The sequence below is a fragment of the Orrella dioscoreae genome, from assembly GCF_900089455.2.
GTDB lineage: Bacteria > Pseudomonadota > Gammaproteobacteria > Burkholderiales > Burkholderiaceae_B > Orrella > Orrella dioscoreae.
This window is the reverse complement of sequence record NZ_LT907988.1, coordinates 2,015,180-2,031,691: the sequence shown is the minus strand read 5'-3', so window position 1 is coordinate 2,031,691 and position 16,512 is coordinate 2,015,180. Positions and strand designations below refer to the sequence as shown.

The following is a 16,512-nucleotide window of genomic DNA, read 5'->3' as shown; positions in this document are numbered from 1 at the left end:
CCGAGGAGACACCCGCATGATTCGTCGCAATTTCCTGGGCCTGGCCATCGGCGCAGGCCTGCTGGCCGCGCTGGGCAGCCCTGCCCTGGCGCAGTCCGGCTATCCCGCCAAACCCATCCGCCTGCTGGTGCCCTTTGCCGCGGGCGGCACCACCGACCTGATCGCCCGCATCGTGGCCGAGCCGCTGGGCCGCGAACTGGGCCAGACCGTCGTCGTCGAAAACAAGGGCGGCGGCGGCGGCAGCATCGGCGCGGCCGACACCGCCCGCGCCACGCCCGACGGCTACCAGCTGGGCGTGGCCACGGTGTCCACCACGGCCACCAATCCGGCCATCAATCCCGACATCCCGTACGACGTCGCGCGCGACTTCACGCCCATCATCAACATCGCGGCCACGCCCAACGTGATCGCGGCGCACCCGGGCCAGCCCTTCAAGGACTACAAGGGCTTCCTGGAGGCCGTGAAGAAATCGCCCGGCAAGTACGCCTATGCGTCTCCCGGCAACGGCAGCATCACGCACCTGATGATGGAAATGTTCAAGCTCTCGACGGGCACGGACATGATGCACATCCCCTATCGCGGCAGCGGCCCCGCGCTGAATGACGCGGTGGCGGGCCAGGTGCCCATCATCTTCGACAACCTGCCCTCGGCCTTCCCCTTCATCCAGGACAGGCGGCTGACGCCGCTGGTCGTGGCGGCGCCGCAGCGCGTGCCCGCGCTGCCCGACGTGCCGACCTTCAAGGAAGTGGGGCTGGAACCGGTCAACCGCATGGCCTATTACGGCATCGTCGGACCGAAGGATCTGCCGCGCGAGATCGTCGACAAGATCAACGCGGCCACGCGCAAGGTGCTGCAGGACCCGGGCATCCGGCAGCGCATCGAGGCCACGGGCTCGATCATCCAGGCCGGCACGCCCGAGGCATTCGCCGCGCAGATGAAGGAGGAGCTGGCGGTCTACAAGGATGTGGTGGTCAAGCAGAAGCTGACCTTGCAGCAGTAAGGGCAACGCCGGCGAGCCCGCCGGGCGCCCTGCGCGCCGCAATAAAAAACGCCCTCCGTCCGGAGGGCGTTTCGACGTGTGCCGGCGTCTGGCCGGGTCACACGCCAACGCGGTGTCGCCACCGCGATGCTTGCCGGGCTTAGCGGTTGCGGTCCGCCGCGCCCTGGATCTTTTCGCCACCGCGCTCGATGTCCTTGCCGGCACCGTCGACGGTATTGCAGCCGGCGGAGATCGCCGACATGGCCAGCAGCACGGCCAGCACGGGCTTGTTCCAGACCTTGCGCGAGCTGTCGCGCTGGGCATTCATCGCGTTCTTTTGCATGATTTCCCTCCGTTTCCATCATCGAGCGCCGGGATTCGGCTTGGGATCAAAGATAGCCAAGCGCACCGCGGCTGGATGTAAACAAGGGTGTCGGGTATTGAGGAAGTCCCTCGCAATGTGGCGGTTTGCCCGTGGCCCTGCTCGCAACGGTTACAGCTGTCACGCGGCGGCCATACTCGCCGCCGCGTGCCGCGCCGGAATCAGCTGCGTTCGGCGTTCTCGTTCATGCTGGTGAAGAGATCCCACACCGCGATGAACAGCGCGGCAATCAGGGGACCGACCACGAAACCCGTCAGCCCGAAGATCGACATGCCGCCCAGGGTGGAGATCAGCACCAGGTAGTCGGGCATCTGCGTGTCCTTGCCCACCAGGATCGGGCGCAGCACGTTGTCCACCATGCCGATCACCAGCACGCCGAAGGCGGTCAACACCACGCCCTGCCAGATCAGGCCCGTGGCCAGGAAATAGATGGCCACCGGCCCCCAGATCAGCCCCGCGCCCACGGCGGGCAGCAGCGACAGGAAAGCCATCAGCACCGCCCACAGCAGCGCGCCCTGGATGCCCAGCACCCAGAAGATGATGCCGCCCAAGGCGCCCTGGGTGATGGCCACCACCACGTTGCCCTTCACAGTGGCCCGCACCACGGTGATGAACTTGCGCAGCAGGTGGCGCTTGTGCTCTTCGCCCAGCGGAATGGCTTCACGCAGGCGGCGCGACAGCGAGGCGCCGTCACGCAACAGGAAGAACAGCAGGTACAGCATGACCCCGAAGCTCACCAGGAATTGCGCGGTGTTCTGGCCGATGTTGATGGCCTGGCCCGCCACGAACTGGCTGGCCTGCACCGCCACGCTGGAGAGCTTGGCCTGCAGGCTGGAGAAATCGCTGACGCCGAAACGCTGCAGCAGCGACAGGATGGGGGCCGGCAAGGCGTCCACCGTCTGCTGGAAATAGGCGCCGAAATTGAGCTGGCCCGAGCGGATGCGCTCGTAGACCGCGGCGGCTTCCTGGACGATGGCGCCGGTGATGAAGGCCAGCGGCAGGATCACGATCAGCAGGCACAGCCCCAGGCTGAGCAGCGCGGCCAGGTTCTGGCGATGCCCGGTGCGCGCCAGGATGCGGCGGTGCAGCGGAATGAAGATGATGGCGAGGATGCAGCCCCAGAAGACCGCGCCGACCAGGGGCCAGAGCACCCAGCCGAAAGCAAGCGACACCAGGACCAGCAGGCAGATGAAGGCGCGGTAATGGAGGGTGGAGTGGCTCATGGTGGTGATTCGTCGAGTGTCCGGCGGGACGGGGGAAGCTTGGGACGGGGCCGTGCTGTCCCAATGTACAGGGCGCCCGGGCGGCGCAATTGTAAGGGGGGTTGGGCGCGAAAAACCGCGGGAGGCGGGCGGCGCGGCAACAGAATGTACGGAGAGGCCCGGGACCGGAAAAGTGCGGGTTTCCGGGAAAGATCCGGGAAAACCTGAAGAGAGGCGATCAGGCGGGCGAATTTCCGGCCAGGAGGACTGGGGGAAATGGTGCGAAGGGGGGGACGACGAGAACCAGCATTGGCGCGGTGTACCCCGGGCTTGGCGTAGTACTGGCGGACTAGGGTGCGCGGCCTACCCTAACGCCATACACTGTTCGCCCATCCAGTGAATTGCCATGTCCAAATCGATCAACATGAACATTATGATGGGCGCCCCACCACCGGAGCGCCCGGGCGGATGCTTCACGTGCCAGCACTACGGTGGCCCGTTCGGATGGGGTGCCGTCCGGTGTCTGGACTCGGGCATGGTCCGGCCAATGCCAGAACGAGGATGCTGCTCCTGGACCCGTGAGCCAGGAACGGACGACGAGGCCTATTGGGAAGGCGTCGACAATTGAACAGCGGCACCCTGCCGGCCCATCTGCGTCTTTCTGCTGAGGATGCCATAGGCTATCCCCCACGCCAGCGCTGGCATCGGCCAGGAAATGGATCGTGAAATAGCCACCCCGATCAGGGAAGTGATTGACAGATACAAAAGACATTCGGCAATGCCAGTCCGCCTGCCAGAGAAGACCTCGGCCATTCCGACCGCGAGGGCAGAAAAGATCAAGGCCACATAGAGCGCCATCGCGAACAGGCCATAGTCTGCCCACATAGACAACCCATTATGGATGTAGGCGCCTGAGGATCCGAACTCCCTCAGGTAATACATGAAATCCCCTTGCACGGGGTTGGCTAGGATGTTTTCCAGCCCTGAAGACAAGAACAGGGAGCGCTCCCCCAGGGACGCAGACGCACCACCCATGCTGTAGCGCCCACCGCCTTCCAGGCCGTATGCCAAAGCCAGGAGCGTCAAACCAGCAACCGCAGCCGCCCCAAGCATCACAGTCTTCACTGGCCCGTAATTGATATACGCGAAGACTGGAACAAGTAAGACCATTAGTGCTGCGTCGGTCCTGGATCCAGACATGACCAAAAGCCCGCAATAGAAAATGAAAACCGCGGACTTAACGAGGCGTGATTTGATGAATGGGACGAACAGCAACCCGGTATACATGATGGACCTGGCGATCCCTTGATAGTTCGCAGTCAGGGCGTAGGCCGTATGCTGATCTTCCACCGAGCCTGGAGGTATCTCAATGTACCCGAGAGAGGGGACGTAATAATAGATGCACGCCCACAGGAAGAAGCCGGACCAGGTGACGAATAGAACACCGCCTCTTGGCTTCGTAAATCCAACCCCCAGGCAAAACATCCCGGCCATCGCCACTACAAACTGCAGACTCGCCACCGCATCAACAGGAGCAACGTTACCTGCTCCAGTGTTGATGAGGATGATGCACGCCATCCAGATCATCAGGGCCCAGTGAAGACCAGCAACTGGCAGAGCCGCCGTGTTGAGCACAGGCTTCCCTGCAATGCCGCGGTACAACCAACTCGACACCGACGCCGCAGCCGCGATGAGCAATGTGATGGTGAACAGGCCGATGCCCGTGTTGGGCAAAAAGTGGGGGCGCAATACGTGGTAGATCGCATACCCAGGGAATGCGAACCATAGGAGCAGGGCGTTTGTTCTCATTCTGCTGCCGCCATAGATAGCAATTATGAAGTGGCGGCAGTTTAACAAATAGCCTCGCTCAGCCGAGCGGTGTCAAGGTGACCGCGCTGATAGTCATGCCGCTGCCCGTCCCGATCCGGCGCAGGGCGTAGTACCAGCCGGCGGGCAGGGGCGTGCACAATTGCTGACGGGCCCCACTGGCTATACCAACTGTCGCGAGAATTCCAGTCAAGCTCTGGCGTGCTGACGCTACCCTCGTGCCGCCTCCGGTAGCGACCGTGGCGTCCGAACCAATGCGAAGTTCCAGTTCATCCGAGACCGTCCCCGCCACCGTGATGCTCAACGCGGTTTGCAGTGATACAGATAGAAAATGAGATTTGGACGTATCACTGGCGCGAGCCGCAACACCCACGGCGGGCGGGCTGGAAACAACGATAGGAGCGCCTGGGGTCATAGGCGGGCCAGGCGGTCCTTGGTCGCCATCAATTCCGTCAGTGCCGTCTTGACCATCAGTTCCGTTCTCTCCGCGAAGTCCTCGAGGGCCAGGTAAAGCAGGGATCATTTCATTCGGCAGAATCATTTTCCCACTCCTGAATCAGAACTCGACCGGGAGGCAGTCCGGCCCCTGACCGTGATAAAGCCCAGCATCCACCGGAACCCGGAGAAATCCGTACCGTTTTATAAGACTCAAGCGGGAATCCGTCCGTGACGTGATTGGCTGGAGGCGTAGCACCCTCCCAAACAAAGACCACATGCGAAGCAGTTTTGTTGGTAACCAGCAAAGGAGTGCCCACTGGCTTTGCTGATAGGGCATACAGATCAACCCAGCTTCCAGCTGGGAAGTTGATGTCAGGGATCATGGGGCCTCCTTAGTTACCGACGTCGCTTCCAACCGCAGCGCCTTGCTCCTGTCTCGTTGTGAGCGAGAATGGCTTTGGCTGTCTCTTCCGACAACAAGTCCTGCGCTCCTACGAATATCGGGCGAACCCAATTGCAAGACGTGTCTACCGGCACCATCTGCACACGCTCAGTCTCTCGACCAATCGTCGTGCAGCCGCTGGCGAGCGTCACCAGCAGGCCGGCCAGCAATGTCATTTTCCACATCTGCTCTCTCCTGGCCGGCCTGGATCGTCTCATCCCGAGCGGCGATGTCGCGGCGCGCGTTGTCGGCCTGCGCCTGTGCCTGGGCATGCTCACGCCCCTCACGGCGCCCCTTGAGAAAGACCGCGCCCACGGCGGCCAGCAGCGCCAGCGCGACGATGGCCCAGCCTTGCACCTTGCCCCAGGCTCTGCCCAGCCAGAGGGCCAGTGCGGCCATCATTGCTGCACAGCCTTGGCGCGCTTGCTCTTTTGCACGAGCACCACGCCGGCGGCGACAACGGCCGCCACGGTCAGCAACACGATGACGGCGCGCAGCCATCCGGGCAGGCCGGCCGTGGCCGTGCTCACGCCCTGCACCTGGGTGACGGCCGGGGCCAGTTGCGCGACCACCTCGGTAATTGCCGCGGCGCCGCCGGCTGCCACCGCAGTGCCTGCCGCCGCGCCCTCGACGGTGGCCAGAGCGGGCTTGGGCTGCACCACGCCGGCCAACCGCAGTCCTTCATCGATCGTGGTGGCGTCGTACCAAGTGTTGAGCGTGCGCAGCGGGCCGGCCCCGTTCTCGTGCCGGATGATGGCCTCGACCAGCGGGCGCAGGATGTCGTGGTCGTGGAAATTCACAGGCGCCACCGGAGACACGCCCACGGCGTTGGCCACGGCTCGCACGTAGCTGCCGGTGTCGTTCTCGACCGGCGGCGCCCAGCGGCGAATCGCGGCGTCGATGGTCCTGATGCCGTACTTGTCCTGGTAGGTGATGAGGGTCCGAGCCAGCGCCCGGATGCCCCAGGCCGGCGCCGTGAACACGGCAAACCGACTGTCCTGGCCCTTGCCTGCGGCGTCCAAGCCCTGCCAGGGGTCGCCCCATTCCAGATTTCCGGGATTTTTATTGCGGATTCCCCGCGGCGTGGTCTTGCTCATCGCGTCCATTCCTTCATGTTGGCCTGCCCACCCAGGCGGAACATCAACTGGTCGAGCTTCTGGTTAACGTCGCGCAGGTCGGCGCGAATCTCGGTGCGCAGCGCGCTGGTCTGCGTGCTCGCCGCCGTGGATTGGGCCACCTGCGCGGCCTTCACTTCCTGCACCTGGCGCAGCGCTTCGTCGGCTTTGCTGTTGGCGTTGATCGCAAAGCCGACCACGGAAATGAACATGGCCAGGACGGTCGCAATGGTGGGGATGTTCAGCGTGCGGTCGAAGCGCCAACCGCTTGAACGATGGCCCTGCGCCCCAGAATGATCTGCAATCGGTGGCGTCATGGCTTCTCCATATCTACGAGGGTAGGCTTCAAGAAATGATGCATATACTAGGCCGCCAAATTCCCCATTGATTTCCACACTCCAGGCGTGCCGCCCGTGGTGCAGCGGTAGCCCCATGGCTGGCCCGGTGCCGGGTCAAGGACCCGCAATTCATCGCCGCCTCGCCAAGTGCCCGTAGTGGGGACGCCAGTGCCGTAGTACTGGTTGCCAGGATTCCCCTGGTAGAACGCTGGGCCATTTGCGGTCCCGTTGTTCGTGGATTGACCTCGCGCAGAGTTGTCCCCGAGATACCCTACAGACGTTGTGCCAGCGGGTAAGGAAACACCGGCGTTCGTGCGGTTACCGTAGATGTGATTGTTGTGACAGATGATGGTCGCGGACCCCGCAACAGTCGATGCAATTTGAACGCCAAAGCCCATTACCAGCGTGGTACTGATGACGCGGTTGTCATACACGGAAGCGAAGACCGAACCGGCAATAAAAATGCCGCTGCCTCGTTCATTCAGTGACGTTGGGTAGATCGAGCCGCAATCCACGACCTGATTTCCGTTCACTGTGATCTGACTCCCACCTGCATCCGATCCGAAATGGGCAATGCCGTTTTCGTAAGCTTCGACTACGGTATTCCCGCTCACGGTCGCGCGCGACAAATTTGTCATGGCGATCCCGTAACGCCCTGACAGCCGGGTCACGTTTCCGCTGATCGTCACGTCGTCCGCATACCGAACGTTGATCAGATCCTGGGAAACTTGGCGGACTGTGTTCCCCGTAATGGTGATCCCGGATGCTCGCACTGGCAGCGCAAGCGTAGGTTGACTGTTCAAAACCTGGATCCCATCTTCTTCGCAAATCTCGATGGTGTTCCCGCTGATGGTGACGTTCTTCGGAACCGGAGTGCCGGGACTCGAATTGTCATACCACTGAAATTTCATCCCGTTATGGGCGCAGCGGGAAATGACGTTGCCCGTGACGGCAACGTTCTGAATCCCGGTATCCATGTAGATGCCATGCTCCACGGGAATGTCGGTAATAACGTTTGAAGCGATCGAGACATTGGACGCTCGCTCAACCACAATCAGCCCCTGCGATGTGTTGGTGATCCGGCACCCGTGAATCTGAATGCCATCACCGCCAATCACAAACCCTGAGTTGTTCCGGTCGGTAGTCCCCAACTCGTCGGCGAATCCCCGCACCCGACACTGAGCGATAGAAATGCCCTCCCCGCCTAGGAACGAACGAACTGCGGCATAGCCGAAGTCCTCGAAATGACACCCCGTGATGTTGAGCATGGCGGCACGCTCGGCTTTGATACCGATGTCGAGGGCGGACGGGCTGTTGATGAAATCCTTGGCGCCCCGGAATCGTCCTCCGAAGATGGACACAAACTCGGTATCGTCTCCATCGAAGATGGGCGTTTGGCTGGCGGTCTGCACGACGGTAGCGCCACGGAAGTCCAGCCGCTGCCCATTGCGAAGGCGGATCGCATCGCTGATGACGTAGACCTGTTCAGGGCCGACCATATGCCCGAAGAGGTGAGAGTCAACAAGCGCCTGTAGCGCGGCCGTATCATCAACGTCGTTGGCCAGCTTGTAGTCGAGGATACTGGCGGTCTCCCGAAGTGGATCGATGACACGGCGCGTCCGCGCGCGCGGGCCAGTCTGCCTGTAACCTACCATTGATGCGCCGTTCTCTGGAGCGACAGTATCCGCCAGGCGCTCGACTACGAATTGCCCGGAGTCGTCCGTGGCTAGGTCGGCAAGGCGGGTGATGATGTCCTGCAGTCGCGCGGCGTCCGTGGTTTCGAGGGGCTCGCCCAAATCCTGGATGCGGTTGCCACGCGCACGATAGGCGCCCTGCCCGTCAATGTCAGCCGCCCCGAGTAGAAGCGCTCGGACTTCGGCTCCAGGCGTAATACCGAAAACTGCCGCGATCATCTGGCAGATCATTGTCAGTTTGTCTAGCGCTTGCTCGTGTGCTCGCTCAGGGAAAGGGTCATTTCGCTGATAAGCGGTCTCCTGGGTAATGGGGACTATGCGCTCAATGGCCAGCCCTTGCCCCAGAGCCAGAACCAATGAGGTAGTAACGGTTCCCCCAGATTGCTGGCCCGCCCCCGATACTGAGTAATCCGTGCCAAGGGTAAGTACGGTCTCCACTCCGCCATCAGATAGCGTCACCCGAAGATGATCATTCTCCAGAAAACGAAACGGGACCGTAAAAGACTGGGAGACACCATCGGTGTCATATCGAACACGGGAGATTTCGGACGAAACGGTCATGGCGCGCAACCTGGGACGGATTGCGCCCTACTTTCGTCGCGCGCGCGCGCAGAGTTCTGCGAAGATGGCTATTCGCCGACAGCCGCTCCTAGATCCGGCGCGCGAATGCGGCGCCCGTCAGGTGATGCCCAATACCCCTGCTTGAACTCCTTGCGCGCCCGCTGTTCCATACGACGGGTGTAGCCGGGAGACGCCAGTTCCTGAAGCTGGTTAAAGATCAGCCGGTCCGTCGCCGCCTTTGTGTACCAGAGGTTGGCGAGCGGAACCTTGCCCTTGAGAAGCTGGACAGCGGCCACGCCCGAGCCTTCCTTGCCTTCGCTGGCACGCTGGACGTTGCCCATCGTCGCCCGGAACAGGGTTTCAACGTCCCCCAGGATCGGGCCGCCCACTACGCCAGCAAGACTGCCGCCCTGCCGTGTGTAGTCCGCAAACAGGAAATCTCCGTAGATCCCGAGCGCCCCACCCTTCATGAAGGCAGCGCCCACGAAACGCGGGTCGGTCATGTCGCGCGGGTCTCGGCCGCTGGCGACCTCGTTCAGTTGAAGGGCGATCCCGCCCATCACGGTCGTCAGCCCAACGAGGCCGGCCACATAGCCGGCCTTTCCCCACCCAGTCTGCTGACCCATCGCCCGGGCACCGTGCCGCATCATCATGGCGATGGGGAAGCTCTTGAACTGAAGCGCCGAGCGGTACAGCTCGCTGGGTAGATTGCCGCGGCGCTGGTTGAAGCTGCCGTAGATCGCCGCCCTCTCCCGAGCGCCCGGCTCGATCACAGCCATGCTCGTCTCGGCCTCCACCACGGCCATCAGGCGGGTTGCCGCGCGCTCGCGCAAGGCGGTAGGAGTGGTGCGCTGCTGCGCGGCCAGTGGCGCCAGTGCCGCATCCGGCAGGCGATAAATGCTCTCCGCCGTCAGGACGGTATCCCCAAGCCCCCTCCAGTCCTCTGGATTGGCCAGCTTCCAAACGTCGAAATCGGAATCGCTGATTCCGTAGGATTGGAGCCGACGGGCTAGTCGACCATCACCGCCACCCGCCTTTGCAAGGTCGTCCAGCATTCCGGCCCCGCGCGTTAGGCTGCCCAGGCTATCCATCATCACCGTGCCAAAAGCCTGCTGGCCGGCCCCGGTCAACGCGTTCATGCCAGACAGCTTCATGACTCCAGCCGCCATGCCTTGGGCGTAGCGGGCAATTCGCCCCGACACCTGAGCATCCTGCGCCAGACCATCCACACCCCACCGGTTCACCGCGCCGATGAACTGCTGAACGCCCAGACCAGCCCGCAGCGCTTGCCGCCGGTCGACGGCCGAAGCCGGGTTAAGCGAGCGCAACTCGTTCATGAATACCTGAGTGACCGGCATCCCGTTGTAGATGGACGTGAGCGCCTGCGTCCCGATGTCCGTCACCGCAGTGATCGCCGCAGAGCCAAGTCGTGATGCCACATTCAGGGAGCGATAGGTGTCGAAACCCTCGGCCACGCGCACGCTGCCCACCGTTTTCTGCGCCCCTGACACTTCGTTGTAGAGCGTCTCCAGCTTCGACGTCTCGGCCTCGATTGCATCTGCCCGGCCAGGTGCCGCCTCCGTCATCTGCCGGCGCGCGGCGTCTGTCCAGTAGCGCATCATCAGGTTGGGGTTTGGCCCCAGGGACTCCACCAGCGCGACGTCCCGCGCCATGCGGTCGACGTGGCTCAGCAGCGTCTGGAGCATGGGCGTGTCGCTGTACTTCTGCTGGTAGGCCAAGTACGCCTCGGCATCCCGGAAATGGATCTGGCGCTCGGCGCTGCCACGGTTGGCGCGCATTCCATTGCCCGCCGGTCGGCCAGGCTCCAGCTTGTTCGCCCCATTCGTAGCGACGGTCGTCCAGGCATTCCCCAGGAACTCCGTCAGCTCCGCGTCCGTCATGAGGGAACCGTCCGGATTGGTGTAGCGATCCCTGTCCACCGAACCCAGCACGTCATTCGTCCAGGTTTCTCTGCCTGCGCGGGCCACCAGTTGCTGACTATGGGACTGCGGCATGCCCCAGTCTTCCAGGCGCCCGACGTCGCCGCCGGCCCGGTTGAAGCGCTGGCGCAGTCGCTCGGCCACGTCCTGGAACGAGCGCGCCGCGGCCTTCGCTTCCGGGCTGCCGGAATCCTGGCCGCGCAGCTCGCGGACCAGGTTCGCAACCCCCTCCTGATTGGTGAAGAGTCCCAGCACCTTGCCGCGAGTTACGTCGAACACATCCACCATCTGGCCGATGGCTTCGTTGCGGATGGCGGACGCCGTGCTTTCAATTGAGATCGTGCCGCTGCGTCCGTCGCTGTAGAAGGCCAGCATGCGGCGCAACGCCTCGATCTGGCCACCCTTCAGGCTCTGTGCCTGCGGGCTATCGAGGTAGCTTTTCACGGCGTCATGACGAAGCGCTGTCAACGCCACCCGGCGGCGCTTGAGAGCAGCATCGGCAGCCACATCCTGCGCTGCCTTCTCGGCTGCCGCAGTGAACCGGTCGCCCTGAGACATAGCCAGCCAGTTCTGCCGATCTTCGGCGGCCAGCCGGCGCATAGCCTGGGTAATCCGGTTCTCGATGTTCTGGGCCTCGGCCTGCGTAATCGACCGGCCCAGCGCCTGGGAGACTGCCTCAATACATTCCGCGCGCATTACGCACCCCTCGTCATAGCGCAGACCACGGCGGCATTGAATGCCTCAGGTCGGCCGTATTGCAGTTCCGCATCCGCATCGGCCAGAGCCTGGCGCAGGGACACGTTGATGGTTTCGCCGTCAGCACCCTGAACCGGCACGACGATATCGCCCTGTTCATCCAGCAACGACAAGCCAGCCTGGGTTTCCGGGTCATCGAAAGGCTGCGCATTGGACCGAGCCTCGCCCCCATCCCCCTCTTGGCGGGCCGGCGAACCGGCAGCCTCACCCTCAGCGCGAGCGGGCCTCGCCACCGCCTGTCGGGGCGGCGCCGGGGCGCGCGCCATCGGATTCGACCCCGCCGGACGCCCAGCATCGATGGGAGCCGTCTGCGGGTCGGACAAGCCGAGTTCACCCAAAGCGCTGCGCACCGACACATTGGTCATGGTCGGCAAGGCCGCCGGTTCCTGTACGGCCGCACGGTTGGCCTGCAGGTTTCCAATCTCGTCATCCAGAACGGCCAGTCGTTGGGCGGCCTGGGCTGCTGTGCGGTTCTGCGACAGCGCCCCTTCCAGCCTCTCGATCCGGCCATCCAAGGCCTGGATCTCAGCCGAGCGCTGCCGACGTGCCTGGCTCAGCGCTTCTTTGTAGCTTGTGCGCGGCGTGGCCTGAATTTTCTTGGCTAGTTCTCGCAGCGATGCGTCCGATCCGATATCCGCGCGCTGGGCTTGCAGCTCCACCAACTCCGCGCGGATTTCCGTCACTTGGCCAATCTCGGCTTCCCCGCCAGCCTTTGCGATTAGGTCTGCGCGCTCGCCTTCGGCTGCGGCCAGTTCCCGCTCGATGGAGGACGCTACCCGGGCGCGCTCGGCGGGGATAGCGGGGATCTCGGCCACGTCGCCAGCAGCGGCGCGGGCCACGGGCAGCGCCTGCCCGGCCTCGGGCATATCTCGCCCGAGCCATTGCCGGACCCGCGCCAGGTACTCGCGCGTCTCGCGCGCCTTGGGCTGCCGGCCGGCCAGCACCTCGCGGGCCTGGCGCGGGCCGCCGTTGTAGTCCGCGATCACCGCATCCACATCGCCGCCATACTGGCGCATGGTGTCACGCAGATACCGCCCTGCGGCGTCGATCATCTGCACGGGGTCGCTGGCATCCGTCACGCCGTACTTGCGCAGGTTCTCCGGCATGAACTGCATAACACCGCTGGCGCCGGCCGGGCTGACCTGATTGCTGTTGCTGCGCTCCCCGGCGTTCTTCAGGCCGTTGATGAGTCCTGCTGGCAGTCCGTATTGCTGCTCGACCTGGGCTGCGTACTCGTTCAGTTCCGGGGCGTCATAGCGCAGCGCGGTCCGCTGGGAGGACGGGAGATCAGCCAGTCTGGTGCTGGGCGTATAGCGAGCAGACGCCGGAATATCCAGGCCGTACTCGTCTCGCGCAGCATCAATGACTGCCTGGCTGCGACGGCCCATGATGTACTGACCATCGACCGCCCCCGTCTGGGATACGTCCACGGGACGGCCATCGAGCAGCGCACGGATGGCACTGTCGAGCGCACGTCCATGCGCCCCTGCCGTTTCCTGGTCTGCCGGCACGCCAGGCGACGTATCGACAGCCGAATGCTTGGCGTCGCGTGCCGCCAGGGCTGCGTCCACGGTCGGGCCGGCGCGCATCGGCAGGCCTGCCCTGGCGCCAATGGCGCTGAACACCCCACCCAGCACACCCTCGGCGGTGATTGCCGCGGCATCGAGCGGCGCATACTGCTTCGCCATCGCCGTGTACCCGCCAGATTCCAGCAGGTCATGGGTAGCGCCGCGCTGCGCCACGCCCAAAGCGACGTTCGCGCCAACACCATAGGCAACGTTGGCGCCGTAGTAGGCGCCACGGCTCAGCCCCGCCCCTGTCGCTGCCAGCGGGGCCGCAAGGCTTTGATAACCGATGGCGCCAGGCAGCAGCACGCCGCCGCCCACGGTGAGCGCATCAATGAATCCGGCGTTCACCGCCGTGGATACGTCCGCGCCGCGCTCCTGCATTTCCAGCGCGGTGGCGCGGCCTGTGGAGCCGCCGGCGACAACCGCCCCGCCCAGAAGCGCCGAACCGCCGGCGCCGCCCGTCGCCGCTGTCGCTGCCGCGCCGACGCCAACCTGAGTCAGCACCCTGCCGACGTCGAACATGACCTGTCCCGCCATGCCGGTTGAGAGTGGATCGGGGCGGTATTGCTGTGCCCACACATCAGCCTGGTCGCGCAGGGAGGCGAAGGGATTCCAGGGTGTCACGCCCGTAGCCGTCTCAAGGGCGTCGTATACCGGTTGAATGGTGGCCGCTGCCGCGCCAGCCAATACACCTTCCACCTGGGCAACGCCCGTGACGACGCCCTGCGGGATCGCTGAAAGCGACCCGGACAGAGCGCCGGGCTCTGCATCACCGAATATCTGCCCTGGCGTGCGCGCGGCCTCTCTGGCTGCCTGTAGGCGGCGAGGATCTACGGCCATCATTGACGACCCCCGTACTGGCGCTCCTGGTCTCGGTGAAGTTGTTCCGCATACCGAGTCGCCGCCTCCGGCGATGAGAAGCGGCCAAGGTGGCGGCCAGTGCGCCGATACTGCGACACTGCCGAGTCGTCGTCCAGCACCTTGCCATCTTCGCTCACGGTCGGAATCAGAACCTCTTGGCCGTCTTCTTCGATCGACATGCTGCGCACCGTGCTGATGCTCCCATCCGGGTTTCGAACCACGGGCCTGGCATTCAGGTCAATGTTTCCCGATTCCAGCATTCCATCGCTACCACTCGCCCCCGGGATCTGGTCGGCCAGCCTGCCACCGAAGGCGTCGCGCCCTTGATCTGCATCCGGCGTCATGGTGATGATGACCGGCTCACCAGTCCGCGGATCTCGCACAGGCGTCCCGCCCAGCGTCACGGCATAGGTTCCGGCACCAACGCCAAACAGACCCACATTTCCCATGGATCGGCCCATTTGATCCTGGAGCCCGCGCGCTTCGAACTCTTGGAAGATCGCCCGATTGGCACGGGATCTGAAGTCCGCTTCATTCAACCCCCAAGGCGCCAGCACCTGACCGTTACCGTGGAAATTCACAGGCTGCCCGAGCACAGCAATAATAGCCTGATCGAGCCGGTCTGTATTGACATCCGCTGCCAGGTCACCTTCCTGTGCCGCCTTGCCAACGTAATAGGCCTTGACCGCATATGCGTCCTGCATGAATTCCTGGGCACCACTGTCGCCCGGCGCTGCGCCTCGGTACAGACTGCCTACCCGATCCTGTATGGCCTGGGTGAATTCCGTGTCCTTGGGCACTGGGTAGCTTATCGTGCCGTCCTTGCCGCCGTTGCGCAGGATCTCGTCGCCGTGGATGGCGAGAGCGGCGGCATCACCAGCAGACTGGACGACATCGGCGCTGAACCAGTTATTGGTCAGCTTCGCGGACTCGTAGCTGCCAGCCAGGCGGCCCAGCCTGCCCATGAAGGGCGACAGCCCCTCAACCTGATCGATAACTCCCTGGTACAGATCGGGCCCATCCGATGCCCAGAACAGATTCCCGAGCAATTCTCGCTTCTGTCGCGCGCCGCCCTGCTGGAATGTGTTGGAGATTTGCTGCGCCTCGTCAGCAAAGAGCGGCCGCATTTGCACCAAACCATCAGGGTTGGCGCGACGCAGGCCGCGAATCACGTCACCGCGGCCTCGCAACACCTGGCCGATGACAGCCGAGCCGCCCGGCTCAGAGAGTGCAGCAGGTTGCAGCCGGGGTATTTCTTGGGCGGCGCGATTTTCCACCCAAGCAAGCGGCGACTCACGCAGCATCTTGGTGTTGGATTCGACGGCACGGGACAGCCGGTCCAGGTTCGCCACGTCGGTCGTGCTAGCACCGGCACGCTGTTGATCCTGCCGGCGGCGCTGGATGAATGCGGCCTGCTCAGGAATCGGCATGCGCAGAACCTGCTGCACCTCCTCCTGACCCTTCATCATGTCGCGATACGCACCTTCGTACTCGGTGCCTGCCACCATGCCAGCCCAGCGCAGCATGTCGTCGGTTCGGGCAGGGACGCCAGTGGCCACCTGCTTATCCAGTTCACCGATAGCGCGCTGCGCCCGTGCCAACGAACGGTCCTGTTCCACCCTCGCACGGTTGTCGATGCGGTCGGCTTGGGTATGAGCGCGCGTGCGCAGTTGCAGCAGGCGGTCGGCGTCCAGCCGACCAACCCATTCATAGCCAGTCGTCACTTGTCCCTGGGCCGCTGCATTGATTGCCGAGACGGCGCCATGCGGATCACGGTCGATGGTGGCGGCGCCAGCGGCAAAGGCCATAGCGGCCTCGGATTCCGTGGTCAGCTTCGCCCGGACCTGCGACGGCAGGGAGGATTCCCCAAGAGCTGCCAAGCGAAAGGCGCGGCGCTCACCATAAAGGCTGGGGTCCAGCGCAATCGCCGCGGCGTCCGACTCCAGTCCGCCCTGGTACTGCGACACCGTGTGCTCTCGCTCCCGTGTCGCCTGGAACGTCACGGCGTTCTGGCCGAAGTAGGTCCGCTGGCGGGTCAGCGACTCTCGGTATGCATTGCGAGCCTCGGGCGGGGCGTTCTGCACAGCCTCGGACGCGTAGGTATCGAATTCCTCCAGGAACTTGGGAGTGAAGTCCGGTGCGCCTGGCTGGGCCGTGTCCTGCAACTCAGTCATCCGCTGCAGCCACTTTATCTGGTCATCGCTCGACGCCTTCGATACCCAGGCAATGGACTGCTCGCGCTGGACGCGCTGAGCCGCATCACCGATCTGCCCTAGGGTGTTGCCGGCCGATGCCAGCGCCCGGCCAGTCGGATCATCAACCGCCACCATAGGCGTTCGCGCCACAGGCATGCCGATAGGAGTCTGCTGGCGCTGCTGAAATTGAGGGATGGGAATGCGGGTCGCCATA

At 63.8% G+C, this 16,512-nt stretch carries 11 protein-coding genes; 1 reads left to right on the top strand and 10 read right to left on the bottom strand.

The window, feature by feature from the left end; all coding sequences use genetic code 11:
• Positions 1-16 precede the first annotated feature (16 nt).
• Positions 17-1,000: a tripartite tricarboxylate transporter substrate binding protein BugE gene (locus ODI_RS09515; protein WP_067753135.1), complete on the top strand. Its 984-nt coding sequence runs from the start codon at positions 17-19 to the stop codon at positions 998-1,000.
• A 139-nt stretch (positions 1,001-1,139) separates the two neighbouring features.
• Here ODI_RS09515 and ODI_RS22510 read toward each other — a convergent pair whose 3' ends face one another.
• The 10 genes from ODI_RS22510 to ODI_RS22450 all read right to left on the bottom strand — a co-directional run bounded on the left by ODI_RS22510 (position 1,140) and on the right by ODI_RS22450 (position 16,511).
• The gene (locus ODI_RS22510) at positions 1,140-1,241 is read right to left on the bottom strand and encodes an entericidin A/B family lipoprotein (protein ID WP_231968248.1); all 102 of its coding nucleotides are present in this window, start codon (positions 1,239-1,241) and stop codon (positions 1,140-1,142) included.
• Positions 1,242-1,522: 281 nt separating this feature from the next.
• On the bottom strand, positions 1,523-2,584 hold the full coding sequence (locus ODI_RS09505) for an AI-2E family transporter (RefSeq protein WP_067753132.1): 1,062 nt from the start codon (positions 2,582-2,584) through the stop codon (positions 1,523-1,525).
• A 582-nt stretch (positions 2,585-3,166) separates the two neighbouring features.
• Positions 3,167-4,372: a hypothetical protein gene (locus ODI_RS09500; RefSeq protein ID WP_067753129.1), complete on the bottom strand. Its 1,206-nt coding sequence runs from the start codon at positions 4,370-4,372 to the stop codon at positions 3,167-3,169.
• 1,006 nt (positions 4,373-5,378) lie between these two features.
• Positions 5,379-5,672, bottom strand: a complete 294-nt coding sequence (locus ODI_RS09490; RefSeq protein ID WP_067753123.1) for a hypothetical protein — start codon at positions 5,670-5,672, stop codon at positions 5,379-5,381.
• Entirely contained in the window at positions 5,669-6,367 is a 699-nt protein-coding gene (locus ODI_RS09485) for a hypothetical protein (RefSeq protein WP_067753120.1), read from the bottom strand. Before ODI_RS09485 ends, ODI_RS09490 begins: the two co-directional genes overlap by 4 nt.
• Positions 6,364-6,702 (bottom strand): hypothetical protein, encoded by a 339-nt coding sequence (locus ODI_RS09480; protein ID WP_067753117.1) that lies wholly within the window; start codon positions 6,700-6,702, stop codon positions 6,364-6,366. The genes ODI_RS09485 and ODI_RS09480 overlap by 4 nt, the downstream gene beginning before the upstream one ends.
• Positions 6,703-6,749: 47 nt before the next feature.
• Positions 6,750-8,978 (bottom strand): right-handed parallel beta-helix repeat-containing protein, encoded by a 2,229-nt coding sequence (locus ODI_RS09475; RefSeq protein WP_082985282.1) that lies wholly within the window; start codon positions 8,976-8,978, stop codon positions 6,750-6,752.
• A gap of 68 nt (positions 8,979-9,046) precedes the next feature.
• The gene (locus tag ODI_RS09470) at positions 9,047-11,614 is read right to left on the bottom strand and encodes a hypothetical protein (protein ID WP_067753110.1); all 2,568 of its coding nucleotides are present in this window, start codon (positions 11,612-11,614) and stop codon (positions 9,047-9,049) included.
• Positions 11,614-14,085, bottom strand: a complete 2,472-nt coding sequence (locus tag ODI_RS09465; RefSeq protein ID WP_067753107.1) for a lytic transglycosylase domain-containing protein — start codon at positions 14,083-14,085, stop codon at positions 11,614-11,616. Before ODI_RS09465 ends, ODI_RS09470 begins: the two co-directional genes overlap by 1 nt.
• Entirely contained in the window at positions 14,082-16,511 is a 2,430-nt protein-coding gene (locus ODI_RS22450; protein ID WP_067753104.1) for a hypothetical protein, read from the bottom strand. The genes ODI_RS09465 and ODI_RS22450 overlap by 4 nt, the downstream gene beginning before the upstream one ends.
• Position 16,512: the final 1 nt, after the last annotated feature.